At 59.8% G+C, this 23690-nt stretch carries 28 protein-coding genes; 1 reads left to right on the forward strand and 27 read right to left on the reverse strand.

The window, feature by feature from the left end:
• Nucleotides 1–7 precede the first annotated feature (7 nt).
• The 27 genes from ACR0E6_RS07675 to ACR0E6_RS07805 all read right to left on the reverse strand — a co-directional run bounded on the left by ACR0E6_RS07675 (nt 8) and on the right by ACR0E6_RS07805 (nt 22912).
• Complete coding sequence (locus ACR0E6_RS07675) at nt 8–757, reverse strand: biotin--[acetyl-CoA-carboxylase] ligase (RefSeq protein WP_480582109.1); 750 nt, start codon at nt 755–757, stop codon at nt 8–10.
• 54 nt (nt 758–811) lie between these two features.
• Nucleotides 812–2254, reverse strand: coding sequence for an NADH-quinone oxidoreductase subunit NuoN (nuoN, locus tag ACR0E6_RS07680; protein WP_480582111.1), 1443 nt, complete (start codon nt 2252–2254; stop codon nt 812–814).
• Nucleotides 2255–2269: 15 nt separating this feature from the next.
• Nucleotides 2270–3814: an NADH-quinone oxidoreductase subunit M gene (locus ACR0E6_RS07685; RefSeq protein ID WP_170451917.1), complete on the reverse strand. Its 1545-nt coding sequence runs from the start codon at nt 3812–3814 to the stop codon at nt 2270–2272.
• Nucleotides 3814–5991: an NADH-quinone oxidoreductase subunit L gene (gene nuoL, locus ACR0E6_RS07690; protein ID WP_480582114.1), complete on the reverse strand. Its 2178-nt coding sequence runs from the start codon at nt 5989–5991 to the stop codon at nt 3814–3816. Before nuoL ends, ACR0E6_RS07685 begins: the two co-directional genes overlap by 1 nt.
• A 7-nt stretch (nt 5992–5998) precedes the next feature.
• A complete protein-coding gene (gene nuoK / locus ACR0E6_RS07695) occupies nt 5999–6304 on the reverse strand; it encodes an NADH-quinone oxidoreductase subunit NuoK (protein WP_005984024.1) in 306 nt (101 codons plus the stop codon).
• Complete coding sequence (locus tag ACR0E6_RS07700) at nt 6301–6840, reverse strand: hypothetical protein (protein ID WP_480582116.1); 540 nt, start codon at nt 6838–6840, stop codon at nt 6301–6303. Before ACR0E6_RS07700 ends, nuoK begins: the two co-directional genes overlap by 4 nt.
• Nucleotides 6840–7442 carry an NADH-quinone oxidoreductase subunit J gene (locus ACR0E6_RS07705; RefSeq protein ID WP_039534292.1) on the reverse strand — a complete coding sequence of 201 codons (603 nt, stop codon included), beginning with the start codon at nt 7440–7442 and terminating at the stop codon, nt 6840–6842. Before ACR0E6_RS07705 ends, ACR0E6_RS07700 begins: the two co-directional genes overlap by 1 nt.
• Nucleotides 7439–7849, reverse strand: coding sequence for a carboxymuconolactone decarboxylase family protein (locus ACR0E6_RS07710; protein ID WP_170451924.1), 411 nt, complete (start codon nt 7847–7849; stop codon nt 7439–7441). The genes ACR0E6_RS07705 and ACR0E6_RS07710 overlap by 4 nt, the downstream gene beginning before the upstream one ends.
• Entirely contained in the window at nt 7846–8340 is a 495-nt protein-coding gene (gene nuoI / locus ACR0E6_RS07715) for an NADH-quinone oxidoreductase subunit NuoI (protein ID WP_480582119.1), read from the reverse strand. The genes ACR0E6_RS07710 and nuoI overlap by 4 nt, the downstream gene beginning before the upstream one ends.
• 1 nt (nt 8341) lies before the next feature.
• On the reverse strand, nt 8342–9379 hold the full coding sequence (gene nuoH / locus ACR0E6_RS07720; RefSeq protein WP_170451928.1) for an NADH-quinone oxidoreductase subunit NuoH: 1038 nt from the start codon (nt 9377–9379) through the stop codon (nt 8342–8344).
• A gap of 195 nt (nt 9380–9574) precedes the next feature.
• Complete coding sequence (nuoG, locus tag ACR0E6_RS07725; RefSeq protein WP_480582121.1) at nt 9575–11593, reverse strand: NADH-quinone oxidoreductase subunit NuoG; 2019 nt, start codon at nt 11591–11593, stop codon at nt 9575–9577.
• 3 nt (nt 11594–11596) lie between these two features.
• Complete coding sequence (locus ACR0E6_RS07730) at nt 11597–12001, reverse strand: DUF5333 domain-containing protein (protein ID WP_480582123.1); 405 nt, start codon at nt 11999–12001, stop codon at nt 11597–11599.
• Between the two features lie 98 nt (nt 12002–12099).
• Entirely contained in the window at nt 12100–12483 is a 384-nt protein-coding gene (locus ACR0E6_RS07735) for a hypothetical protein (RefSeq protein ID WP_480582124.1), read from the reverse strand.
• A gap of 5 nt (nt 12484–12488) precedes the next feature.
• Nucleotides 12489–12905 (reverse strand): MAPEG family protein, encoded by a 417-nt coding sequence (locus ACR0E6_RS07740; RefSeq protein WP_170451934.1) that lies wholly within the window; start codon nt 12903–12905, stop codon nt 12489–12491.
• A gap of 5 nt (nt 12906–12910) precedes the next feature.
• Complete coding sequence (gene nuoF / locus ACR0E6_RS07745) at nt 12911–14209, reverse strand: NADH-quinone oxidoreductase subunit NuoF (RefSeq protein WP_170451936.1); 1299 nt, start codon at nt 14207–14209, stop codon at nt 12911–12913.
• A gap of 6 nt (nt 14210–14215) precedes the next feature.
• Nucleotides 14216–14443, reverse strand: coding sequence for a DUF5337 domain-containing protein (locus tag ACR0E6_RS07750; RefSeq protein WP_170451938.1), 228 nt, complete (start codon nt 14441–14443; stop codon nt 14216–14218).
• A gap of 33 nt (nt 14444–14476) precedes the next feature.
• A complete protein-coding gene (gene nuoE / locus ACR0E6_RS07755) occupies nt 14477–15610 on the reverse strand; it encodes an NADH-quinone oxidoreductase subunit NuoE (RefSeq protein ID WP_480582127.1) in 1134 nt (377 codons plus the stop codon).
• Complete coding sequence (locus tag ACR0E6_RS07760; RefSeq protein WP_170630458.1) at nt 15611–16045, reverse strand: hypothetical protein; 435 nt, start codon at nt 16043–16045, stop codon at nt 15611–15613.
• Nucleotides 16042–17265: an NADH-quinone oxidoreductase subunit D gene (locus tag ACR0E6_RS07765; protein WP_170352614.1), complete on the reverse strand. Its 1224-nt coding sequence runs from the start codon at nt 17263–17265 to the stop codon at nt 16042–16044. The genes ACR0E6_RS07760 and ACR0E6_RS07765 overlap by 4 nt, the downstream gene beginning before the upstream one ends.
• Nucleotides 17265–17393, reverse strand: coding sequence for a hypothetical protein (locus ACR0E6_RS07770; RefSeq protein ID WP_480582129.1), 129 nt, complete (start codon nt 17391–17393; stop codon nt 17265–17267). Before ACR0E6_RS07770 ends, ACR0E6_RS07765 begins: the two co-directional genes overlap by 1 nt.
• 1 nt (nt 17394) lies before the next feature.
• Nucleotides 17395–17568 (reverse strand): hypothetical protein, encoded by a 174-nt coding sequence (locus ACR0E6_RS07775; RefSeq protein WP_170451944.1) that lies wholly within the window; start codon nt 17566–17568, stop codon nt 17395–17397.
• Nucleotides 17568–18173, reverse strand: a complete 606-nt coding sequence (locus ACR0E6_RS07780; protein WP_170451946.1) for an NADH-quinone oxidoreductase subunit C — start codon at nt 18171–18173, stop codon at nt 17568–17570. Before ACR0E6_RS07780 ends, ACR0E6_RS07775 begins: the two co-directional genes overlap by 1 nt.
• A gap of 12 nt (nt 18174–18185) precedes the next feature.
• Nucleotides 18186–18719, reverse strand: coding sequence for a NuoB/complex I 20 kDa subunit family protein (locus ACR0E6_RS07785; protein ID WP_480582132.1), 534 nt, complete (start codon nt 18717–18719; stop codon nt 18186–18188).
• Entirely contained in the window at nt 18710–19075 is a 366-nt protein-coding gene (locus ACR0E6_RS07790) for an NADH-quinone oxidoreductase subunit A (protein ID WP_170451948.1), read from the reverse strand. Before ACR0E6_RS07790 ends, ACR0E6_RS07785 begins: the two co-directional genes overlap by 10 nt.
• Nucleotides 19076–19260: 185 nt before the next feature.
• A complete protein-coding gene (locus tag ACR0E6_RS07795) occupies nt 19261–20049 on the reverse strand; it encodes a crotonase/enoyl-CoA hydratase family protein (RefSeq protein ID WP_480582134.1) in 789 nt (262 codons plus the stop codon).
• A 1-nt stretch (nt 20050) separates the two neighbouring features.
• On the reverse strand, nt 20051–20902 hold the full coding sequence (locus ACR0E6_RS07800) for a hydroxymethylglutaryl-CoA lyase (RefSeq protein ID WP_170523546.1): 852 nt from the start codon (nt 20900–20902) through the stop codon (nt 20051–20053).
• Between the two features lie 78 nt (nt 20903–20980).
• On the reverse strand, nt 20981–22912 hold the full coding sequence (locus tag ACR0E6_RS07805; RefSeq protein WP_480582136.1) for an acetyl/propionyl/methylcrotonyl-CoA carboxylase subunit alpha: 1932 nt from the start codon (nt 22910–22912) through the stop codon (nt 20981–20983).
• A gap of 46 nt (nt 22913–22958) precedes the next feature.
• Between ACR0E6_RS07805 and ACR0E6_RS07810 the strand changes: the two genes are divergently transcribed.
• The gene (locus tag ACR0E6_RS07810; RefSeq protein ID WP_480582138.1) at nt 22959–23681 is read left to right on the forward strand and encodes a class I SAM-dependent methyltransferase; all 723 of its coding nucleotides are present in this window, start codon (nt 22959–22961) and stop codon (nt 23679–23681) included.
• Nucleotides 23682–23690: the final 9 nt, after the last annotated feature.

Raw genomic sequence — 23690 nt, forward strand, 5'->3', positions numbered from 1 at the left:
GCCCCTTTCAGAAATACACATCCGCCGCGGGAATGCTCACGCGGCCTTTCGCGGTGTTTAGGACAAGGTTGCCCCCCGCGTCCACCGTTTCGAAGGTGCCCACCGTCTCTGACGTTCCGGTACGGGCGGTGATGACCTCACCCAGACGCGCCGCGCGGGCCAGCCAGGCGGTGCGGATCGGCTCGAACCCATAGGTGACAAACTGGGTCTCGTAACGGGCATAGGCGGCGGCGAGTTCGGTCAGGAAATCCTCGGGCGTGACATGGGCCCCGGTTTCCGACAGCAATGAAACAGGGCGCATTGCACCGGGTTCCACCGCCTCGGGGTCGGGGGCCGAGGCCAGATTTACGCCAATGCCGATGGCCAGATGGGCCACGCCGCGCCCCTGCCCGGTGCTTTCCAACAGGATTCCCGCCAGCTTGCCGCCATTCAGCAGCACATCATTGGGCCATTTCAGCGACAGACCGTCCGCCCGCCCGGTGACAGCCACACAGGCGTCAAACAGGGCCAGCGCGGCCACGAAGCTGCGCAAAGCCGATTGTTCCGGTGCACCTTGCGGACACATCAGCAAGGTCGCGGCCAGATTGCCCATGGGGTTCGCCCAGGCCCGCCCGCGCCGACCGCGCGCTGCGGTTTGGTGATGCGCCATGATCCACACCGGACCGCTGGCGTTTGGGGCGATGCGCGCCGCTTCGTTCAGTGTGCTATCAACTTCCTGCACTTCGTGCAGGCCGTAGCCTTGGGGCCATTTGGTCATATCAAAAAGGCCCGGTCGCGCGACCGAGCCCCTCCTTCACAGTGTTTAAGACGATCAGTTGACAAGCGTGGCCGCCGCAGCCGCCGCTGCGCCCTCGACACCGAACTGATAGAATACGCCGATCAGCATCAGGGCTGCCGATCCCATCAGGGCGACCCACAATACGGGCGATGACCGCGTTTCGATCGGTTCCTCGTTCTCGGCCCCGAAATACATGTAGAACACGATCCGCAGGTAATAGAACGCACCGATGACCGAGGCGATGGCCGAGACGATGACCAGACCCGTCAGACCCGCGCTGACGCCCGCCTGCCAGACCCCGAACTTGGCGAAGAACCCAAGCATCGGCGGCACGCCGGCAAGGCTGAACATCAGGATCAGAACCGCCAGCGCCTTGCCCGGATCATGCCTGGAATACTGGCGCAAGGCGTCGATGTCGGTGACGGGTTTGCCATCACGTTCCATCATCAGGATGAAGGCGAAGGTGCCGATATTCATGGTCACGTAAATGGCCAGATACATCAGCATCGCCTTGATGCCCAACTCGGTCCCTGCGGCCAGACCGATCAGCGCATAGCCCATATGCGCAATCGACGAGAACGCCATCAGGCGCTTGATGTCCCGCTGCCCAATGGCGGCGACCGCACCCAGCAGCATCGACAGCACAGACAGCAGCACGATCACTTGTTGCCAGTCTTTCACGATGCCGCCAAATGCGTCATGCAGCAGCCGCGCGAACAGGGCCATCGCCGCCACTTTCGGCGCGGTTGCAAAGAACGCGGTAATCGGGGTCGGAGAGCCCTCGTACACGTCCGGCGTCCACATATGGAACGGCACCGCCGAGACCTTGAAGGCCAAACCCGAGATCAGGAAGATCAGACCAAACAGCAGGCCAACCGAGACATCTCCGGCCTGTACAGTCGCGATGATGCCCGAAAACAGGGTGGTTCCGGTGAAGCCATAAACCAGCGACGCGCCATATAGCAGAAGGCCCGAGCTGAGCGCGCCCAGCACGAAATACTTCAAACCGGCCTCGGTCGATTTCGCACTGTCGCGGCGCAGCGCGGCCACGACGTAAAGGGCCAGGGATTGCAGCTCCAGCCCCATATACAGCGACATCAGATCGCCTGCGCTGACCATCATCATCATGCCCACAGCGGCCAGGGCCACCAGCAACGGATACTCAAAGCGCAGCACACCCCGGCGGGCCATGTATTCCTGGCTCATGACCAGAACGGCGGCGGCGGATAGCAAGATCGCGACTTTGGCAAAGCGGGCAAAGCCGTCATCGACGAACATGCCGTTGAAGGCCACGTTGGTGCCGTCGCCGTTGGTGGCAATCCAGATCGCCAGCAGCGCCATCAGGCCAGCGGTGGTCCAGACCAGAACCGGGGCCAGCCCGTCTTTCGTCGTATAGACGGCCCCGATCAGAGCCACCATCGCATATACGGCCAGAACGATTTCCGGCAGGATTATTGTCAGATCAGCCTGGATCATGTCTCCAAAGCCTCCTTAATGCGAGGCGGCCGTCTGGGTCGCAGCCTCAGCCGCGGCCAGAGCCGTGTCATAGTTCGAAATCAGCGCGGCGGTCGAGTTGCCGATCACATCCGTGACCAGCGATGGGTAGACGCCCAGCAGGATGGTCATCACGATCAGTGGCGCAAAGATCAGCCGCTCGCGCGAGCTCATGTCCGTCATCGCCTTGAGGCTTTCCTTGATCAGATCGCCAAACACCACCCGGCGGTACAGCCACAGCGCATAGCCAGCCGAGAAGATCACACCGGTCGCAGCCACCGCGGTGACCCATGTGTTGACCTGGAAGGCTCCCATCAGGGTCAGGAATTCGCCGATGAACCCGGACGTCCCCGGCAGGCCGACATTCGCCATAGTGAACAGCATGAAAACCAGCGCATACGCAGGCATCCGGATCACCAGACCGCCATAGGCCTCGATATCGCGGGTGTGCATCCGGTCATAGATCACGCCGACGCAAAGGAACAGCGCGGCCGAAATGAACCCGTGGCTCAGCATTTGGAAGATCGCGCCGTCAATCCCTTGCTGGTTCGCCGCAAAGATACCCATGGTCACAAAACCCATATGCGCGACCGAAGAGTAAGCGATCAGCTTTTTCATATCCTCCTGCACCAGCGCGACCAGCGAGGTGTAGACGACAGCAATCGCCGACATCCACAGCACCAGATCGGTCATCACCGCTGACCCCACCGGGAACATCGGCAGGCTGAACCGCAGGAAGCCATAGCCGCCCATTTTCAACAGGATCGCCGCCAGCACGACCGAACCCGCCGTTGGTGCCTGCACGTGCGCATCCGGCAACCAGGTGTGGACCGGCCACATCGGCATCTTCACTGCGAACGAGGCAAAGAAAGCCAGGAACATCAGCGTCTGCATACCGCCGACGATATAGACGCCCAACACGCTGAACCCTTCGGAGGAGAACTGATGGGTCATCAGCGCCTCGATATCCGTGGTGCCCGCATCGGCATACATCGCAACCATCGCCACCAGCATCAGTACCGAGCCGAGGAAGGTGTAGAGGAAGAATTTGAAGCTGGCATAAATGCGGTCCTTGCCGCCCCAGATGCCGATGATCAGGAACATCGGGATCAGGCCTGCCTCGAAGAACAGGTAGAACAGCACCAGATCCAGCGCCATGAACACGCCCAGCATCAGCGTTTCCAGCAGCAGGAAGGCCACCATGTATTCCTTGACGCGGTCCGTCACCTGCCAGCTGGCCAGAATGGTCAGCGGCATGATGAATGTGGTCAGCAGCACGAACAGAACGCTGATCCCGTCCACGCCCATCTTGTATTTCAGGCCCAACAGCCATTCACCCTCTTCCACCATCTGAAAGCCGGTGTCGTTGGGGTCAAAGCCGGTGTAGATGCCGATCGAGACAAGGAAGGTCACCGTGGTCGCCAGCAAGGCGACCCATTTGGCATTGCGTTGCGCCGCCGCGTCGTTGCCGTGCAGGAAAAGAGCCAGAATGCCCGCTGCGATGGCCGGGATGAAGGTGACGATGGAAAGGATATTGTCCATTATTGCGCCCCTCCGCCGATCGACATCCAGGTCACAAGGGCCGCGATGCCCAGCACCATCCAGAAGGCATAGGTGAAGATGTACCCGGTCTGCGCCTTGCCTGCGAGGCGGGTGAAGAAGGGAACAACGCCCATGGCTACTCCGTTCAGGAAACCGTCGATTGTATTGCCGTCGCCGCGTTTCCACAGGAACCGGCCAAGGGCCACGGTGGGTTTGACAAAGACCGCGTCATAGATCTCGTCAAAGTACCATTTGTTCAGCAGGAACAGGTACAACGGACGCTGGTTTGCGGCCAAGCGCGCGGGCAACGTGGTGTTCACGATGTAGAACCAATAGGCCACGACAAAGCCCAGCAGCATTGCCACGAAGGGCGAGACCTTGACCCATTTCGGAACTGCATGGGCATCGTCCAGCACGGTATTGTCGGGTGCGATATACAGCGCGCCTTCGCCCGGCTCACCCGCAAACACGTAGTGATGGTCGCCGCCATGGGCGTCTTTCTCTCCATGGCTGTCATCCGCATGACCCGCATCTGCATGTGCGTCATCCGCATGGTCTTCGTCCCCATGATGCGCATCAGCGGTTCCATCGGCGACGTGCTCGGCATGGGTCGCGTCATCATGCCCTTCGGCGTGTTCGGATGCTTCGGCTACGGGGATGCCATAGAACTTGCCAACCTTGTCGGTATGGCCAAAGAAGTTGCTATACCAGATCATCCCGGCAAAGACGGCCCCGATAGACAGCGCGCCAAGCGGGATCAGCATGGTCAACGGGCTTTCATGGGCGTGGTCATGCGTGTGCTTGTCGCCGCGCGGCTCGCCATAGAAAGTCAGGAAGATCAGCCGCCAGCTGTAGAACGAGGTGAAGACAGCGGCGATCACCAGCATCCAGAAGGCATAGCCCGTTCCACCGGCAAAGGCGCTTTCGATGATGGCGTCCTTGGACAGGAAGCCGGCAAAGCCGAACGTGGTCAGCGGGATCCCCACACCGGTGATCGCCAGCGTGCCGATCATCATCGCCCAGAAGGTATAGGGGATCTTCTTCCGCAGCCCGCCATATTCAGTCATCTCCTGCTCGTGATGCATGGCGTGGATCACCGAACCCGCGCCAAGGAACAACAGCGCCTTGAAGAAGGCGTGTGTCAGCAGGTGGAACATCGCCGCCGAGTACATGCCGACGCCCGCCGCCACGAACATATAGCCCAGTTGCGAACAGGTCGAATAGGCGATGACGCGTTTGATGTCGGTCTGCACCAGCCCCACGGTCGCCGCAAAAAACGCGGTCGAGGCACCAAGGAAGGTGATGAACGCGGTGGCGCCCGGCGCGAACTCCATCAGCGGTGACATGCGGCAGACCAGGAACACGCCCGCCGTCACCATGGTCGCGGCGTGGATCAGGGCCGACACAGGCGTCGGGCCCTCCATCGCGTCCGGCAACCAGGTGTGCAGGATCAACTGTGCCGATTTCCCCATCGCGCCGATGAACAGCAGGACGCAGATCACCTCAATCGCCGTCCACTCCCCCCACAGGAAGGTCAGTTGCGTTTCGGCCAGCGTCGGGGCCGAGGCGAAAACGTCCGAGAAATTGATGCTGTCGGTCAGGAAGAAGATCGCGAAGATCCCCAGTGCAAAGCCGAAATCCCCGACACGGTTGACGATAAACGCCTTCATCGCCGCCGCATTGGCGCTGGATTTGCGGTAATAAAATCCGATCAGCAGGTAGGACGCGACGCCCACGCCCTCCCAACCAAAGAACATCTGCACCAGATTGTCCGCTGTCACCAGCATCAGCATCGCGAAGGTGAAGAAGGACAGATAGGCAAAGAAACGCGGCTTGTAGCTTTCACCCTCACGCCATTGCGGGTCGTGGTCCATGTAGCCAAAGGAGTAAAGGTGGACGAGCGCCGAGACCGTCGTCACCACAATCAGCATGATCGCGGTCAGCCGGTCCAGACGGATCGCCCAGCTTGTCGACAGCGAGCCGCTCTCGATCCAGCGCAGGATTTCGATCTGCTGGGTCTGGCCATCGTAGGTCAGGAAGACGATCCACGACAGCAGACAGGCGAGGAACAGGAGGCCCGTGGCGGTCCACATGGCGGCCTTTTCGCCAATAAAGCGCCAGCCAAACCCGCAGAGCAGCGCGCCCACCAACGGGGCAAAGAGGATGGTGGTTTCCATAGTTCTCTTAGCCCTTCATCATATTGACGTCTTCAACCGCGATAGTGCCACGGTTGCGGAAGAAACAGACCAGAATGGCCAGACCAATCGCCGCCTCGGCCGCCGCAACAGTCAGCACGAACAGCGTGAACACTTGCCCGACCAGATCGCCGAGGAAGCTGGAAAACGCCACAAGGTTGATATTCACCGCCAGCAGCATCAACTCGATGCTCATCAGCAGGATGATGACGTTCTTGCGGTTCAGGAAGAGACCGAAGATGCCGATGACGAACAGCGTCGCCGCGACCGTAAGATAGTGTTCAAGTCCGATCATAGACCTGCTCCTCGGGACTCTGGGTAGTAGATTTTGCAGCCGTTGAATGGGTCATAACGGTTGCGGCGCTTCATGTTTGCGATTTGTTGCTCAACACTAAGAGAAACTTTGTAGTCGTTCTCGTAAGCTATCGATACCAGTTCAGCCGCAGATGTAATTTCTCGCACGTCTATAGCTCCAATGGGGACTTGTATCAGATCCACGAGTTCATCACGCCATCCGTTGGGCTGATCAAGGTTTTCAGCTCCCAAGATCGACACAACTTCTGCTCGATGGCAGTCCGCAAACAAAAGCCTTTCGAAAATACCACCGCATGAGGTCGTAAGGGTGACTCGTTGAGCAACTCGCTTGCCGCCTAAATCAACGATCTTTCCACCGTATAACTTATGGTGCTTATAGTCTTCAGCGTGCTGAAAGCTCCCATCAGGTGCCACCGAAACTGGTTGATCTCTCCAAGTAGGGTCTTCTTCAAGGCTGCAAGCAAAGGCGCTTCCAGCAGACACAACAAAAGCAAATGCTATGAATACTTCACGCATCACAACCCCTGCCCCGGTTTCACGTCCTTCAACTCCATCGCCTTGGCCGGGTCGCGCATCATCTGGCCGATGATGTCTTGACGCTTGATGTCCTGACGGTGGCGCAGTGTCAGAACGATGGCACCGATCATGGCCACCAGCAGGATCAGGCCCGCAAGCTGGAACAGAAGGAAGTATTGATCATAAAGGATGACACCCAGCGCCTCGGTGTTGTGGCGGTCCGCCGGAACCGGCTGCGCCAGATTGGCCGCCGCGCCCTGCGCGCTGTCCCATGCGCCGAAGGCCATGACGAACTGCATAAGGATCACCAGACCGATCAGCAGGGCCAGCGGCATATAGCGGGCCATCTCGGCCTTAAGCTCGGCAAAATCCACGTCCAGCATCATCACTACAAACAGGAACAGCACCGCGACCGCGCCCACGTAGACGATGATCAGCAGCATCGCCACGAACTCAGCCCCCAGCAGCACGAACAGCCCCGCCGCCGACAGGAAGGACAGGATCAGCCACAACACCGAATGCACCGGCTGGCGGCTGATCACAGTGAACAGCCCGCCGGTGATGGCGCTGATGGCAAACAGATAGAAGGCAAAGACGGTCATTGATCCTCATCCTCATTGTCGCCCATGACTTCTTGCGCCAGATCCAGCGCGCGGGTCATGGCCGGGATGCCGGCAAAGACCGACATCTGACCGATCGTTTCCACGATCTCTTGTTTCTTAGCACCCGCCTCCAGCGCGTGACGCACGGTCTGACGCACCGCTGAATCCGCCTGTGCGCCCTGACAGGTCAGCCCGGCCAGCGTCAGCAGCAGGCGGGTCTTGGCATCCAGCCCGTCTTTGTTGACGGTATTGCCGAACATCATCTCCATGACCTCTTTGGGCATGGTCGGCCACAGCGCCTCGAACCCCTTGGGCGAGAATTTCTCCATCGCCGGGTTCATCGCCTTGGCCATGTCCTGAGCCTGCTTCATCATCAGCTCGAACGGATTTTGGGGAGTGTCGCTCATCTGTAAGGTGCGTCCATTTCCAGATTGCGGGCGATCTCGGCCTCCCAGCGTTCGCCGTTCGAGAGGAGTTTTTCCTTGTCGTAGAACAGTTCTTCGCGGGTTTCCGTGGCGAATTCGAAGTTCGGGCCTTCGACAATGGCGTCAACTGGGCAGGCCTCTTGGCAGAAACCGCAATAGATACACTTAGTCATGTCGATGTCGTACCGCGTTGTGCGGCGGGTACCATCTTCGCGTGGTTCGGCGTCGATGGTGATGGCCTGCGCCGGGCAGATCGCTTCGCACAGTTTGCAGGCAATGCAGCGTTCTTCGCCGTTCGGATAACGGCGCAAAGCGTGCTCTCCTCTGAAACGTGGCGACAGAGGGCCCTTTTCGTGCGGGTAGTTCACGGTAGCCTTGGGGGCGAAGAAATACTTCAGACCCAGCTTCATGCCGACCCAGAAGTCCTGCAGCAGGAAATACTTGGCAGCGCGGGTATAGTCGATGTTTGCCATATCAGCCTCCTACGCTCCAACGCGCAAACGCGCCCCAGAACCAGTCGAATTTTGCCGCAAAGGCCACAAAGACCACCCAGACCAGTGAGAACGGCAGGAAGACTTTCCAGCCCAACCGCATCAGTTGGTCATAGCGGTAGCGGGGCGTGATCGCCTTGACCATTGCGAAGATGAAGAAGAAGAACGCCATCTTGGCGACCATCCACAGCACGCCATCGGGCAGACCCGGGATCGGGGACAGCCAGCCGCCGAAGAACAGCAGCGAGGTCAGGGCGCACATCAGGAAGATGGCGATGTATTCACCGGCCATGAACAGCAGGAAGGGCGTGGCCGAGTATTCGACCTGATAACCCGCGACCAGTTCCGATTCCGCCTCGGGCAGATCGAAGGGCGGGCGGTTGGTTTCGGCCAGTGCCGAGATGAAGAACAGGAACACCATCGGGAAATGCGGCAGCCAGTACCAGCTGAAGAAACCGAATGAGCCATCCTGAGCGCGCACGATATCGCCGAAATTCATCGAACCGGTCGAGATGATGATGCCGATGATGATCAGACCGATCGAGACCTCGTAGGAAATCATCTGCGCGGCAGAGCGCAGCGAGCCCAGGAACGGATACTTTGAGTTCGACGCCCAACCGCCCATAATCACGCCATAAACCTCAAGTGAGGAGACGGCGAAGACGTACAGAATGGCGACGTTGATATCCGACAGGACCCAACCGTCGTTGAACGGAATCACCGCCCAGGCGATCATCGCCAGCACGAAGGATGTCAGCGGCGCGAGGATGAACACCGTTCGGTCGGCCCCCGCCGGGATGACGACCTCTTTCACCACATATTTCAGCGCGTCCGCCACCGATTGCAGCAGGCCGTATGCACCGACAACGTTCGGGCCTCGACGCATCTGGACAGCAGCCCAGATCTTGCGGTCACCATAAACAAGGAACAACAGCGAAATCATCACAAAGGCCACAACCGCAAGCACTTGCGCCAGTATGATGATGGCTATTCCGCCTGGGGTGTTAAAGAATTCAGCCATTGGTCCTCACACCGTGGGTATTCCGTTTTCCGCCTGCGTCGCGATAGTCGTGAGGCAGCGGCTGGGTCGGCGCGTAGGTGTAAACAGCATCCGCCGCCCTCGCGCTACCCTTTTTCTTTGGTTCCACATTCACGTCCCGCGCGGTGACCTGCCGAAAGGCAGCCGCGCTGGTTGGCGATATGAAACAGCTCTGGTTCATTCCGCAGCGATCTTTTCGGCCTTGCGCGCCTGCGCTTGCGCCGACAGCTCGGCCATCAGTTGCGAGGCGCGGGCGATTGGGTTGGTCAGGTAGAAATCCTGGATCGCGTGGCGGAAGCTGGCTTGGCCCAGGGGGCCTGCCTCGAGCGGTTGAAAATCGTTCTCGATCACCTCGTCGATGCGGGCCAGATGCGGAACCGCCTCGATCAGTGCAGTGCGCAGTTGCGCCAGCGAGTCATAGGGCAGTGTCGCCCCCAATTCGGCCGACAAGGCGCGCAGGATGGCCCAGTTCTCTTTGGCGTCCCCCGGCGCGAACCCGGCGCGCATCGCCAGTTGCGGGCGGCCTTCGGTGTTCACGAACAGCCCGTTTTCCTCGGTATAGGCCGCGCCCGGCAGGATAATGTCGGCACGATGCGCGCCCCGGTCGCCGTGGCTACCTTGGTAGATCACAAAGGCCCCATCATCGATCTCGACCTCATCCGCGCCCAGGTTATAGATTACCTCGGCCCCGTCGAATGCAGCCTCAAGCCCGCCTTCCGTCACAGCGCCAACATCCATTGCACCAACACGGGCGGCAGCGCTGTGCAGGATCATCAGCTTACCATTGGTCCGCGCGGCTGCCTGCATGGCGTGCCCAAGCACGGCGGCGCCGTCCGCTTCACGCAGCGCACCCATGCCGACGATGATCACCGAGGGCTTTTCCAGAATGTCGTCGAACTCGTGCTTTTGCAGATCGGCCAGTGCATCCCGCCCCTCGCCCATCTGGAAAACGTCATAGGTCAGATCAGCCTGCGGTCCGATATTGGCGATCTTGGCCCCGTTCAGCCACGCCTTTCGGATGCGTGCATTCAACACCGGTGCTTCGTCACGCGGATTGGCCCCGATCAGCAGGATATATTTCGCATCATCAACATCTTCGATCGACGCCGTGCCGACATAACCCGACCGGTTGCCAGCAGGCAGGCGCGCATTGTCCACACGGCATTCAATATTGCCGTCCAGACCTTCGACCAGTTGCTTCAACGCGAAAGCCGCCTCGACCGGAACAAGATCACCGACCAGCGCCGCAACCTTCTTGCCCTTCATCGCCCCGGCCGCTTTGGTCAGCGCCTCAGGCCATGAAGCCGGGCGCAGCTTGCCGTTTTCACGCACATAGGGCTTGTCCAGCCGCTGACGCCGCAGACCGTCCCAGACGAAACGGGTCTTGTCGCTGATCCATTCCTCATTCACGCCATCATGGTTGCGTGGCAGGAAGCGCATCACTTCGCGCCCTTTGGTGTCCACCCGGATGTTCGAACCCAGAGCATCCATCACATCGATGCTTTCGGTCTTCGTCAGTTCCCAAGGGCGGGCGGTAAAGGCGTAGGGTTTCGAGGTCAGTGCGCCCACCGGGCACAGGTCGATGATATTGCCCTGCATGTTCGAGTCGAGCGTCTGGTTCAGATACGAGGTGATCTCGGCATCCTCGCCCCGCCCGGTCTGGCCCATCTGGGTGATCCCGGCGACCTCGGTCGTGAAGCGCACGCAGCGGGTACAACTGATACAGCGGGTCATCGCGGTACCGACCAGCGGACCCAAATCCAGATCGTCCACTGCCCGCTTGGCCTCTTTAAAGCGCGAACCGGATACGCCGTAGGCCATGGCCTGATCCTGCAGGTCACATTCGCCGCCCTGATCGCAAATCGGGCAATCCAGCGGGTGGTTGATCAGCAGGAACTCCATCACCCCTTCGCGGGCCTTCTTGACCATGGGAGAGTTCGTCTTGACTTGCGGTGCCTGCCCTTCCGGCCCCGGACGCAGGTCACGCACCTGCATGGCACAGGATGCGGCAGGCTTCGGCGGGCCGCCCACGACCTCAACCAGACACATGCGGCAATTCCCGGCGATCGAGAGGCGTTCGTGATAGCAAAACCGTGGAATCTCGATCCCGGCCTCTTCACAGGCCTGGATCAGGGTCATCGAACCATCGACTTCAATCTCCTGTCCGTCGATATTCACTTTCCGAAGGTCAGACATGGTCTAGTTCGCCCTCAAATACACGCCAATGGCGCTGTTTCTTTCGATTTCCGCCCGCCCCAGCGTGCAGAATGAATTTGGTTTGTCGTACGAGACAGCGTTCTGCGCCAGATACGCCTCGCCCTTGGCGCGCATCCGGTCCTTTTCGGCATCCGATTCGACGTAAGCCCGGATTTCCGTGTCCGAATATCCCAGTTCATTGGCTTTGGACCGCAGCCCCCACATCACGCCAATCGCTTTCAGACGCCGCCCGCTGATCGAGGGGCAGTATTCTGAGATCTCGTTTGCGATGGCGATATAATAAAGCTCGTTGTCGATCTCAGCGACATCGCTTAGCGGAGGTTTGGCCTGAACCGCGCCCGGCACGGTCATCAGAACGGCCACTGCCAGAGTTTTTGCAACAGACATGATTGATCCTTTTGTTTTGGGTGCACCAAAACAAAAACCCGCCGATCTGCTATGCGATAGCAGACGCGGCGACATGCCGTGATATGCAAGAACGCGCATCATGGTCTTTGGCAGGTTCCTGCAAAGGCCAGCTTGTCGTTGTCGATCCGCAGCTGCTGCGGATCCGTATCCGGCCCCACCTTCCACGCGATGCGGGATGAGCCGAAATTCTGCACGCAGTATTTGATCCCTTCATACCGCCCGGCCTCACGCGCGCCGTTCAGGGAAGCTGATACACCGTTGACGACGATCGTGAACTCGGTCGGTGCCCTTTTCTTATCGACGGCTTTGGCCTTGGTTCTGAAGTAATTGCCTTCGAACAAAACCCGGTCACTTCGGGATGTCGTGATCGTGCTGCAAGCCGTCAGCAACGTCAAAGTCGCGATGGTCAGGCATGTCGTGGCCCGGCTTGCCTTCGCAAACCTTTGATTTCTATAACTCATTCCCATCACAGTGCAGCCACCAAAGCCATAACCCCAATAACAAACATGCAAGCCCAGGCCAGCACATACAGAACCGAGCGCACACCCGAATGCGGTTTACCAACGCCCCGAATGTGAACCCCCAGCATCACAAGCCGGGCGACCAGCGCAATCGACGCCAACAGGTTGACCCAAAACGGGCTGACCCCCAGCAAAATCGCGGTCACGACAACGATGACAAAAGCGGGCAGTGTTTCCGTGCCGTTCAAATAGGCCCGGTTCAGACGATAGGCCCGGTCCGCATAGTCTTGTTCGGGCGTGGCGCCCGGTGCCAGACCCTTGTTCTGCTTGGCCATGGCGCTGAACGGTGCAAGCAACAACACAACCAGCGTGAAGATCACCAGCGAGGCCAGGGCATGAGCGTATTCGGCAAAACCTTCCATTCGACTTACTCCGCAGCTATCGCACTGGCGCGACCCGATTTCTGGGCCTTGATGCGGTCTTCGATCTCATCCCGGAAGTTGCGGATCAGGCCCTGGATCGGCCAGGCCGCCGCGTCGCCAAGGGCGCAGATCGTGTGCCCTTCGACCTGTTTGGTCACGTCAAACAGCATGTCGATCTCTTCCAATTCGGCCTCGCCCCGCACCAGACGGTCCATCACCCGCATCATCCAGCCGGTGCCTTCACGGCAGGGCGTACACTGACCACAGCTTTCGTGCTTGTAGAATTTCGACAGCCGCCAGATCGCCTTTACGATGTCGGTGGACTTGTCCATCACGATCACCGCAGCAGTACCCAGACCCGAACCCAACTCACCCCGCAAATAGTCGAAATCCATGATCGCATCGCGCATGTTCTCACCGCGCACGCATGGCACGGACGAGCCGCCGGGGATCACCGCCAGCAGATTGTCCCAACCGCCGCGGATACCACCGCAATGGGTCTCGATCAGTTCTTCGAAGGAAATCGACATCGCCTCTTCGACGACGCAGGGGTTGTTCACATGCCCCGAGATCGCAAACAGCTTGGTGCCCGCATTGTTCTGGCGGCCAAAACCCGCGAACCAGTCGGCACCCCGGCGCAGAATGGTCGGCACAACGGCAATCGATTCCACGTTGTTCACCGTCGTCGGGCAGCCATAAAGCCCCGCCCCCGCCGGGAACGGAGGTTTCATACGAGGCATGCCCTTCTTGCCCTCAAGGCTTTCGATTAGGGCGGTCTCTTCACCGCAGATATAGGCCCCTGCCCCGTGATGCAGGAACAAATCGAAATCCCAACCCGAGCCTGCCGCGTTCTTGCCCAGCAGACCGGCGTCATAGGCTTCGTCAATCGCGGCCTGCAACGCCTCACGCTCGCGAATGTATTCGCCGCGCAAATAGATATAGCAGGTATGCGCGTTCATCGCGAATGAGGCGATCAGGCAGCCTTCGATCAGCGTGTGCGGATCGTGACGCATGATCTCGCGGTCCTTGCAGGTGCCCGGCTCGGATTCATCTGCGTTCACCACCAGATAAGACGGGCGGCCATCGCTTTCCTTGGGCATGAAAGACCATTTCAGCCCGGTCGGGAAGCCCGCGCCACCGCGACCGCGCAGACCAGAGTCCTTCATCGTTTGGATGATCCAGTCGCGGCCCTTCTCGATCAGGCCAGCGGTGCCGTCCCAATGCCCACGCGCCTGCGCGCCGCGCAGCGTACGCTCGTGCATCCCGTAGATGTTGGTAAAGATCCGGTCCTGATCCTTCAGCATCGCGTGTTACCCTTGGCTATCCTGACGCATGCGCCAGAGTTGAAAAATGTTGACGCCCGCATAGATAAATCCGGCCAGCGCGGCGAGGTCGAACAGCAGCGCATGGCGCGCGGTCAGTTCCATGGCAGGGCCGATGAACAGGTTCATGGCAAGCCAGAACGCCATCGTCACCGCGATGACGATGCCGATGTGACGGCCCTTACGGGCTATGGCCAGTTCCTTGTCCTTGTCCATCTCACCTCGATGCCCCGAATGGGCACCCGTCATTTAGTCTTCGTCTGTCTGCTCATCATACGTGCCTTCTTCTTTGGCACGTTTGGCGAATTCGGTTTCATCACCCACCGCAAGCTTGGCCGCCTGTTCAATCCAGCCATCCCGCTCGATCCGGCCCTTGAACTTCAGGCGCGCATCGACCCAGGCCACATGCTCGGGCGTCCACGAGGCGATCTGATCATAGTGGAAAAAGCCCAGATCGTTCAGTTTCTCTTCCAGTTTCGGCCCTACGCCCTTCAGCAGTTTGAGGTCGTCGGGCAAGCCCCCGCGCGCCTCGGGCAGTGTTCTGGGCTGATCTTCCTTTGCCTCTTCGGGCGCAGGCTTGGCCTTGGCTTCTTCCGCCTGTTTCACCGCAGGTTTCGCCGGTTCAGGTGCCTTGGGCGGTTTCGCAGCAGCCGAGGCTCCGGCCTGCTTGCCATCCTTGTCCAGCCACGGCGTCAGGATCGGAACCTCGGTCCCGTCGATGCGCTTGACGGTATCGCCCAGACCCGTTGCCAAAGCGACCGAGGCATTCTGCGCAGGTTTTCCGGCGTCATGTTCGGTCAGGCTGGTCAGCCCGCTCTGCGGTTCCGCCGCATAGCGTCCGTTCTGCGGGCCCGGCGTCGGCACTTTGCCAGCGGCCAGACCGTCGATGATCTTGCCAAAGCTTTCAGTCGTCAGGTCTTCGTAATAGTCCTTGCCGATCTGCGCCATCGGTGCGTTCGCGCAGGACCCGAGGCATTCGACCTCTTCCCAGCTCAGCTTGCCATCGGCGGATAGTTCATGCGGCTTGGCGGCAATCTTTTCCTTGCAGACCGCGATCAGATCCTCGGCCCCGCAGATCATGCAGGAGGTCGTGCCACACACCTGAATATGCGCGACCGACCCAACCGGTTGCAGTTGGAACATGAAGTAGAACGAGGCGACCTCGAGCACGCGGATATAGGCCATGCCCAGCATGTCAGCGACGGATTCAATCGCCGGGCGGCTTAGCCACCCTTCCTGCTCTTGCGCGCGCCACAGCAGAGGGATCACAGCGCTGGCCTGACGCCCCTCGGGGTATTTGGTGATCTGCGCTTCGGCCCATTGCTGGTTGGCAGCGGTGAAGGCGAAGTGATCGGGTTGTTCGGGGTGAAGACGGCGGAGCATTTAGTCTATTCCTACTTTCCGAATGAAACATCCGCTGTCCGTATTCTGAGCAGATGTCATCACGACAAAGAAATCATCACCCGCGCTTAAACTTGTACCTGTCACGGGGAAACCATTTCGTTTCGCTTCGCAATCGTTCGATTGAAAAAGCCCATCCATTCCAACTGCGAGCGCATTCAACGACGCAATAAACCGGACTTTATTGCGGCTGCTTTCGGCGATCTCTACAAGCTGCAAGTACGAGCTATCCGGCAATACGCATCCATCCAGAGCATCCAGCATGTCGGACATAACAACCGAGACAGGTTTGTCGGCACCGTTTTCGATGGATTTTGACCAATCGAAAAACCGGGACTGCCCATCCGTCAGCGCGGACACCGACGAACTGCTGATCCCCATAGCCGCAGCAAAAATGATGGCGCGTTTGAAACTCACCGATCAATCTCCCCAAAAACAACGTCCATCGTCCCGATAATCGCGGCAACGTCGGCCAGTTGGTGCCCTCCGGCGACGTGGTCCATGGCTTGCAGGTGCAGGAAGCCGGGCGCGCGCAGTTTGGCCCTGTAAGGCTTGTTGGTGCCATCGGCGACCAGATAGACGCCAAACTCGCCCTTGGGGGCTTCGACCGCGGCGTAAACCTCGCCTGCAGGGACGTGGAAGCCTTCGGTATACAGCTTGAAGTGATGGATCAGGCTCTCCATCGAGGTCTTCATGTCCGAGCGTTTCGGCGGCGTGATCTTACCACGGGCCAGAACGTCACCGGGGCACTCACGGATTTTGGCGATGGCCTGACGGATGATCAGCAGCGACTGGCGCATCTCTTCCATGCGGACGAGGTAACGGTCATAACAGTCGCCGTTCTTCCCGACAGGGATCTGGAATTCGAACTCGTCATAGCATTCATAAGGCTGCGCGCGGCGCAGGTCCCATGCCAGACCCGACCCGCGTACCATCACGCCCGAGAAGCCGTATTTCTGGATGTCATCCTCGGTCACGACACCAATGTCGGCGTTGCGTTGCTTGAAGATGCGGTTCTCGGTCAGCAGACCGTCAATATCGTCCAGAACGGCGGGAAATTCGTGGCTCCATGCCTCGATATCGTCCAGCAACTCGGGCGGCAGGTCCTGATGCACACCACCGGGGCGGAAATAGGCGGCGTGCAGGCGGGCACCGCAGGCACGCTCATAAAACACCATCAGCTTTTCGCGTTCTTCAAAGCCCCAGAGCGGCGGGGTCAGCGCACCCACGTCCATCGCCTGCGTGGTCACGTTCAGCAGGTGGTTCAGGATGCGCCCGATCTCGGAATACAGAACCCGGATCAGCGAGCCGCGGCGCGGCACCTCGACCCCGGTCAGCTTTTCAATAGCCAGACACCAGGCATGTTCCTGGTTCATCGGAGCGACATAATCCAGACGGTCGAAATACGGCAGGTTCTGCAGATAGGTCCGGCTTTCCATCAGCTTTTCGGTGCCACGGTGCAGCAGACCAATATGCGGATCGCAGCGTTCGACGATCTCTCCGTCCAGCTCAAGCACCAAACGCAGAACCCCGTGCGCCGCAGGGTGTTGCGGGCCGAAGTTAATGTTGAAGTTGCGGATCTTCTGTTCTCCGCTCAGCGCGTCCGTGCTGCCGTCATCGTATCTTGAGCCGTCCATCAACGCCCCCGTTTCTTCTTTTTCGCCTCAGCCCGGACCCGGACCTTTTCCGCCTCGGCGGCCTTGGCGGCGGCCCCGGCCAGAAGAACGCCCAGCGCCCCCAGTGCGATCAGTTCCCCCAGCATCATCTCAGCGGCGCTCCAATTCCTGTAGCTTGATCCCGACCCACCAGAGCAGGGCAATCGTGCCAAATGGGACGAGACAGAGCAGGCACCAGACTTTGTTGATCCCGAAGAACGGCAGTATCTTGACCATCGGGATGATGGTCAGCGCGGAAAGGATCAACCACCAGATACCACCCATCACTCGGCCTCCTGCTTCTCATCCCCCGGCAAGATGTAATTCGCACCTTCCCACGGGGACATGAAATCAAACTGACGGTATTCCTGCACCAGCGAGACGGGTTCGTAGACCACGCGCTTTTGCGCCTCGTCATAGCGCACCTCGGTGTAGCCGGTGGTCGGGAAATCCTTGCGCAGCGGATAGCCGCGAAACCCATAGTCGGTCAGGATACGCCGCAGGTCGGGGTGGCCTGAGAACAGGATCCCGAACATGTCGAACACCTCACGCTCGAACCAGTTGGCCGAGGGGTGCACGTCAACAATCGAGGGTACCATGTCCTCCTCGCGGATCGAAACCCGCAGGCGAATGCGCTGGTTCTGGTACATCGACAGGAAGTGATAGACCACATCAAATCGCTTGGCCCGTTCGGGGTAATCAACGCCGGTAATGTCCACAAGGGTCGAGAACTGACAGTTGCGGTCACTGCGCAGAAACTCGATGAACTCAACAAGGCTCGACGGAGCGACATCGACGTTCAACTCACCATGGGTGACGTCCCACGACAGCACGCAGTCGGACCGCTTCAGTTCAAGCTGCGCGCCAAGTTCCTTGAGTGCTTCGCTCATCTGCCCTCTCCCTCAGCGTACAATCGTGCCGGTGCGGCGGATTTTGCGTTGCAACTGCATCAGACCGTATAGCAGCGCCTCGGCAGTTGGCGGGCAGCCGGGGACGTAAATGTCTACCGGGACGATACGGTCACAGCCGCGTACCACCGAATAGGAATAGTGGTAATACCCGCCGCCATTCGCGCAGGACCCCATCGAGATCACATAGCGCGGCTCGGGCATCTGGTCGTAAACCTTGCGCAGCGCCGGGGCCATTTTGTTGGTCAGGGTGCCTGCGACGATCATCACGTCCGACTGACGCGGCGACGCGCGCGGGGCGATGCCAAACCGTTCGGCGTCATAGCGCGGCATCGAGGTGTGCATCATCTCGACCGCGCAGCAGGCCAGACCAAAGGTCATCCAGTGCAAGGAACCGGTGCGTGCCCAGTTGATAATGTCTTCGGTCGAGGTCAGCAGGAACCCTTTGTCCTGCAGCTCGGCATTCAGGGCCTGGGCGGCGACTTCTTTGTCGACGCCGGCGGTGTTTGCACCCGTCATCACTCCCATTCCAGGGCCCCTTTCTTCCATTCATAGGCAAAGCCGATGGTCAGCACCGCCAGGAACACCATCATGGACCAGAACCCCACATCACTGATGTCCTTGAAGCCAACGGCCCACGGAAACAGAAAGGCGATTTCCAGGTCGAAGATGATGAAGAGAATCGAGACCAGATAGAAGCGAACGTCAAATTTCATCCGGGCGTCGTCGAACGCGTTGAAACCACATTCATATGCGCTGACTTTTTCCGGATCGGGATTGCGGACAGCAAGGACGACGGCCGCCAGAATCAGCACGATTCCAAGGCCCACGGCCACGGCCAGAAACACCAGGATCGGGAGATATTCCCGCAACAACTCTTCCACGAGTGGCTCCTTTCTTGCGCGGCCCCGACAAGGCGCGCCGTCAATTGGCGTGTTGACTGGATATTCTGTATCCCTGCGGGATCAGAGGGTCAACCGACCACAAGCGCGCAGGGGGGCATTCAGGGGCTTGACAGGTCTAAGAAAACCCTCGCCACCCCCCTGTTGGTGCGTTTCGAGTTTCAGAGTCAAACTTCGTTGATCCACGCAGGCTTGCGTTTGTCGAAAAACGCGCCGATGCCTTCAAGCGCTTCATCGGTTTCCCAGCGAGCGACAAGCGCGTTGATGGTGTGGTCAATGACCTGCTCGTCGATTTTCGGCCCCAGATCCCTGACAAGCGCCTTGGCCGAGGCGACAGCCCCCGGTGCGCAGGCCAGATAGGGGCGTACTTCAGCCTCAACAGCGTCCGCCAGCTCGTCCGCAGGTACAACCTTGGCCAACAGGCCAAGCGTCACCGCCTCGGTCGCGTCAAACAGGCGCGCAGACATGAAGACTCGCCGAGCCCTTGCCTCGCCCATGCGGGCGATCACGTAAGGGCCGATGGTGGCCGGGATCAGGCCCAGCTTGGTTTCCGTCAGCCCCATTTTCAGCGTCTTAACGCCAAGCGCCACGTCACAGACGGCAGCCAAACCGACCCCGCCCCCGAACGCGTTACCCTGCAACGCACCGATCAGAGGTTTCGGCAACGTGTTGAGCGCCTGCAACATCTCAGCCAGCTTGCGCGCCTCGGCAAATCGCGTTTCAGGATCCGCAGCCATCTGATCCTGCATCCACCCCAAATCCCCTCCAGCGCAGAACGATTTGCCCTCACCGGTCAGAACCACCACCCGAACGGACGCGTCCTGCCCCAAATCAGAAGCCGCCTGAGTCAGTTCCGCAATCATCTGCGCCGACATGGCGTTGTGTTTTTCGGCACGATCCAATTTCAAAGTCGCAACGCCGCGCGCATCCGTTGTGACGGTTATGGTGTCGAACATTTCAGCCCCTCATTGCGCGCGCCATCTGCGCCGCTTTTTCCAAAATTCCGGCATCCAACCCGGTTTCGTAGCCCAATCGCTCCAGATGCGCTGCCACGGCCTCGGTCGCGACATTGCCTGCGGCGCCGGGCGCATAAGGGCACCCACCAAGGCCGCCAACGGCCGCGTCAAACACCCGCACCCCCAACGAAAGCGAGGCGTCGATATTGTCAATTGCCCGCCCGTTCGTGTCGTGAAAATGCCCGGCCAGACGGGTCACTGGCACGCGCTCGCGCACGGCCATCAGCATCCGCGCGATCTTGTCCGGGGTGCCTTGCCCGATTGTGTCCCCCAAAGACACCTCGTAACAACCATGCGAGAACAGAAGATCCGCAACCTCGGCCACTTTTTCCGGCGGGGTCGGTCCGTCATACGGGCAATCGGTCACGCATGAGACATAGCCACGCACCGGCAGGTCGATATGGCGTGCTGCATCCAGAATCGGCGCGAACCGCTCAATCGACTCGGCAATCGTGGCGTTGATATTGGCCTTCGAAAATCCCTCGGACGCCGAGGCAAAAACCGCGATCTCATCCGCACCGGCGGCCAGAGCATCCTCGTATCCCCGCATGTTCGGCGTCAGTGCGGCATAACGCAGGCCGTCGGCCCGGCGGATACCGGCCAGAACCTCGGCGCTGCCTGCCATTTGCGGCACCCATTTGGGCGACACAAAACTGGCCACCTCGATCCTGTTGAACCCGGCATCGGACAGGCAATCGACCAAGGCGATTTTCTCGGCGACCGGGATGTCGCGCTTTTCGTTCTGCAGCCCGTCCCGTGGCCCCACTTCAAAGATTTCGACGCGCTCACCCATTCCTTCGCCCTCTCTGGCTTCTTCTCGTTTCAAATACGGATGGCCCGACTGTGCCACGCCGCGTGCCCGACGAACAGCTTAAGCGTCCTCCAACCGGACCAGAGCCGCCCCGGCCTCGACCTGCGCACCGTCTTCGGCCAGCACCTCGGCCACCACTCCGTCACGCGCGGCCAGCAGGGAATGCTCCATCTTCATGGCTTCGAGAATGGCAAGGCGGTCGCCTTCCTTGACCGATTGGCCTGCCGTCGCGAACACCGCTTTGACCAGCCCCGGCATGGGCGCTTCGATGACATTGGTGTCGCCCGCCGCGCTGGTGTCGCGGTCCAGAGGGTCAACGATATCAAACACCTGGCCGTAGTCCTCGAACACGGTGATCCGGGACCCTGCGACCGAGACATTAGGCATCCTCGCCCCGTCAATCAGCCAGCGCCCATTGCGCCGGGTCGCCGTGACTGTGCGATCCCCGACCTGCCAGATCTGCGTGTCTCGGCCTTCGACCTGCACATCAAGGTCGACGATTTCGCCATTGCGCTTCAACTGCGTCGCGCGATGTAGCGGAGCCCACAAAGTGAACCCCGTAGAATCTGATGCCTCCAGCAACCCAAACGCATGCATCGCTGCTGCAACCAACGTTTCCGGCTTCGGCTCATCCTCCCGCACCAGCGTATCAATGTCGCGCCCGATCAGTCCTGTATCCACATCACCCGAGGCAAAGCCTGCATGGCGGGTCAATGCGCCCAGAAAGGACAGGTTTGTGACCGTGCCCCCAACCTCGGTCCCGCATAGGGCCCGATGCAGCGTTTCCAGCGCGACAGCGCGGGTCGGGCCGTGCACGATTACCTTCGCGATCATCGGATCATACCAAGGGCTTATCGTATCCCATGTACGCACGCCACTGTCGGCCCTGCAATCCTGCGGGAAGTGCAGATGGGTCAGCGTGCCGGTCGCGGGCAGAAAGCCCTTTGGCACATCCTCGGCATAAAGTCGGGCCTCGAACGCATGACCGGTGATCGACAGGTCCGACTGCCGTTTCGGCAGGCTCTCACCCGCCGCAACGCGCAGCTGCCATTCCACCAGATCAACATCAGTGATGGCTTCGGTAACGGGATGTTCCACCTGCAGGCGCGTGTTCATCTCCATGAACCAGAACCGATCCGGTCGCAGCCCGTCCGAGGCATCGACGATGAACTCAACCGTCCCCGCGCCTTTGTAACCTATCGCCTCGGCCGCGCGTACACCGGCCTGCCCCATCGCCTCGCGCATTTCAGCGGTCATGCCGGGGGCCGGAGCTTCTTCGATCACCTTCTGATGCCGCCGCTGCAACGAACAATCGCGTTCGAACAGATGCACCGCATGGGTACCATCGCCAAACACCTGCACCTCGATATGGCGCGGTTTGGCGACGAATTTTTCGACCAGCACGGCGTCATTGCCAAAGGCGGTCTTTGCCTCACCCCGCGCGCTGTCGAGCGCGGTTGCGAAATCCTGAGGCCGTTCAACAAGGCGCATCCCCTTGCCACCGCCGCCCGCAACGGCCTTGATCAGAACCGGATAGCCGATGGTGTCGGCAGCCCCCGCCAGATGCTCGGGGTCTTGGTTGTCACCGTGATAGCCCGGCACCACGGGTACGCCCGCCTGCTCCATCAGCACCTTGGCCGCGTCCTTGAGGCCCATCTTGCGGATCGCATCCGCCGACGGGCCGATGAATGTCAGCCCCGCGGCCTCAACAGCATCCACAAAATCGGGGTTCTCGGACAGAAACCCATAGCCCGGATGGATCGCTTGCGCGCCGGTCTCCAACGCCACCTGAATGATCACTTCGCCCTTGAGGTAACTCTCTGCCGGGGCCGCGCCGCCGATATGCACCGCCTCATCCGCCATCTGTACATGCTTGGCCGAGGCATCCGCGTCCGAATAAACAGCAACGCAGGACACGCCCATCTTTTGGGCCGTCTCCATCACCCGACAGGCAATCTCACCACGGTTGGCAATCAGGATTTTATTGAACATTGGCAAATCCTTGCATTCCTAAATTAATGCCCGCAGGGTGCGAGCCATGAAACAGGATATCTACGATCCCGGGTTTGTGTCCGGCGTCTTCGACCGATGCTCTGGCGCTTATCGGAACTGGAGCGCAGTCGCGTCCTTCGGATTGGTACGGGCGTGGCGTAAGGCGTGTGTTGCAGGGCTGGACCTGCCTGCAGGCACGACGGCGGCAGGTGTTGATTTGATGGCGGGCACCGGTGAAGCGTGGCCCCATCTGTTCGCCAGATTTCCAAGTGTGAGTAAGGTCACCGCTGTCGACATCAGCCCGGGAATGCACAAACAGGCAATGGAACGGCTCCACAAAGGTCGAGAAGGTCGTGTCTCGCATCTCTGCGCCAACATGCTGACCACAGACCTTCCGAGCGAAAGTGCCGAGTTCGCAATCTCTACCTTTGGCCTTAAAACATTCAACGCCGAACAGCACTTGATCTTTGCCCGGCAATTGAACCGCATACTCAGACCCGGTGCACCGTTTTCGTTGATCGAAGCGACAGACCCGGTAGGTTGGTCTTTGCGCCCTCTTTACCGGTTCTACCTTGACGGTGTTCTGCCTCAGGTGGAACGCCTGTTTCTTAATGGCGCGCAGGACTTCACCATGATCGGCGAATACACGCGAAACTTCGGAGCGGGAACAACAGTTCTGGATGCGCTTCAATCGGTGGGGTTGAGTGTCGATGTCCGGCACTATGTCGGCGGAAGCGCCGTTCAGTTTTCGGGTCACAAACCAGGTTAGATCAATCAT

This window comes from Ruegeria sp. AP12, from assembly GCF_056540025.1.

What these genes read in the sequence shown, in the direction of transcription:
- ACR0E6_RS07805 (WP_480582136.1), bottom strand. Translation starts at nt 22,912, where the DNA reads ATGTTCAATAAAATCCTGATTGCCAACCGTGGTGAGATTGCCTGTCGG.
- ACR0E6_RS07770 (WP_480582129.1), bottom strand. Translation starts at nt 17,393, where the DNA reads ATGATGCTGGGGGAACTGATCGCACTGGGGGCGCTGGGCGTTCTTCTG.
- ACR0E6_RS07675 (WP_480582109.1), bottom strand. Translation starts at nt 757, where the DNA reads ATGACCAAATGGCCCCAAGGCTACGGCCTGCACGAAGTGCAGGAAGTT.
- nuoH (WP_170451928.1), bottom strand. Translation starts at nt 9,379, where the DNA reads ATGGCTGAATTCTTTAACACCCCAGGCGGAATAGCCATCATCATACTG.
- nuoK (WP_005984024.1), bottom strand. Translation starts at nt 6,304, where the DNA reads ATGATCGGACTTGAACACTATCTTACGGTCGCGGCGACGCTGTTCGTC.
- ACR0E6_RS07705 (WP_039534292.1), bottom strand. Translation starts at nt 7,442, where the DNA reads ATGACCGTCTTTGCCTTCTATCTGTTTGCCATCAGCGCCATCACCGGC.
- ACR0E6_RS07735 (WP_480582124.1), bottom strand. Translation starts at nt 12,483, where the DNA reads ATGAGTTATAGAAATCAAAGGTTTGCGAAGGCAAGCCGGGCCACGACA.
- ACR0E6_RS07780 (WP_170451946.1), bottom strand. Translation starts at nt 18,173, where the DNA reads ATGAGCGAAGCACTCAAGGAACTTGGCGCGCAGCTTGAACTGAAGCGG.
- ACR0E6_RS07800 (WP_170523546.1), bottom strand. Translation starts at nt 20,902, where the DNA reads ATGGGTGAGCGCGTCGAAATCTTTGAAGTGGGGCCACGGGACGGGCTG.
- nuoL (WP_480582114.1), bottom strand. Translation starts at nt 5,991, where the DNA reads ATGGAAACCACCATCCTCTTTGCCCCGTTGGTGGGCGCGCTGCTCTGC.
- ACR0E6_RS07710 (WP_170451924.1), bottom strand. Translation starts at nt 7,849, where the DNA reads ATGAGCGACACTCCCCAAAATCCGTTCGAGCTGATGATGAAGCAGGCT.
- nuoI (WP_480582119.1), bottom strand. Translation starts at nt 8,340, where the DNA reads ATGGCAAACATCGACTATACCCGCGCTGCCAAGTATTTCCTGCTGCAG.
- nuoN (WP_480582111.1), bottom strand. Translation starts at nt 2,254, where the DNA reads ATGATCCAGGCTGATCTGACAATAATCCTGCCGGAAATCGTTCTGGCC.
- nuoG (WP_480582121.1), bottom strand. Translation starts at nt 11,593, where the DNA reads ATGTCTGACCTTCGGAAAGTGAATATCGACGGACAGGAGATTGAAGTC.
- ACR0E6_RS07740 (WP_170451934.1), bottom strand. Translation starts at nt 12,905, where the DNA reads ATGGAAGGTTTTGCCGAATACGCTCATGCCCTGGCCTCGCTGGTGATC.
- nuoF (WP_170451936.1), bottom strand. Translation starts at nt 14,209, where the DNA reads ATGCTGAAGGATCAGGACCGGATCTTTACCAACATCTACGGGATGCAC.
- ACR0E6_RS07765 (WP_170352614.1), bottom strand. Translation starts at nt 17,265, where the DNA reads ATGGACGGCTCAAGATACGATGACGGCAGCACGGACGCGCTGAGCGGA.
- ACR0E6_RS07700 (WP_480582116.1), bottom strand. Translation starts at nt 6,840, where the DNA reads ATGCGTGAAGTATTCATAGCATTTGCTTTTGTTGTGTCTGCTGGAAGC.
- ACR0E6_RS07750 (WP_170451938.1), bottom strand. Translation starts at nt 14,443, where the DNA reads ATGGACAAGGACAAGGAACTGGCCATAGCCCGTAAGGGCCGTCACATC.
- ACR0E6_RS07810 (WP_480582138.1), top strand. Translation starts at nt 22,959, where the DNA reads ATGAAACAGGATATCTACGATCCCGGGTTTGTGTCCGGCGTCTTCGAC.
- ACR0E6_RS07685 (WP_170451917.1), bottom strand. Translation starts at nt 3,814, where the DNA reads ATGGACAATATCCTTTCCATCGTCACCTTCATCCCGGCCATCGCAGCG.
- ACR0E6_RS07775 (WP_170451944.1), bottom strand. Translation starts at nt 17,568, where the DNA reads ATGGGTGGTATCTGGTGGTTGATCCTTTCCGCGCTGACCATCATCCCG.
- ACR0E6_RS07730 (WP_480582123.1), bottom strand. Translation starts at nt 12,001, where the DNA reads ATGTCTGTTGCAAAAACTCTGGCAGTGGCCGTTCTGATGACCGTGCCG.
- nuoE (WP_480582127.1), bottom strand. Translation starts at nt 15,610, where the DNA reads ATGCTCCGCCGTCTTCACCCCGAACAACCCGATCACTTCGCCTTCACC.
- ACR0E6_RS07795 (WP_480582134.1), bottom strand. Translation starts at nt 20,049, where the DNA reads ATGTTCGACACCATAACCGTCACAACGGATGCGCGCGGCGTTGCGACT.
- ACR0E6_RS07785 (WP_480582132.1), bottom strand. Translation starts at nt 18,719, where the DNA reads ATGGGAGTGATGACGGGTGCAAACACCGCCGGCGTCGACAAAGAAGTC.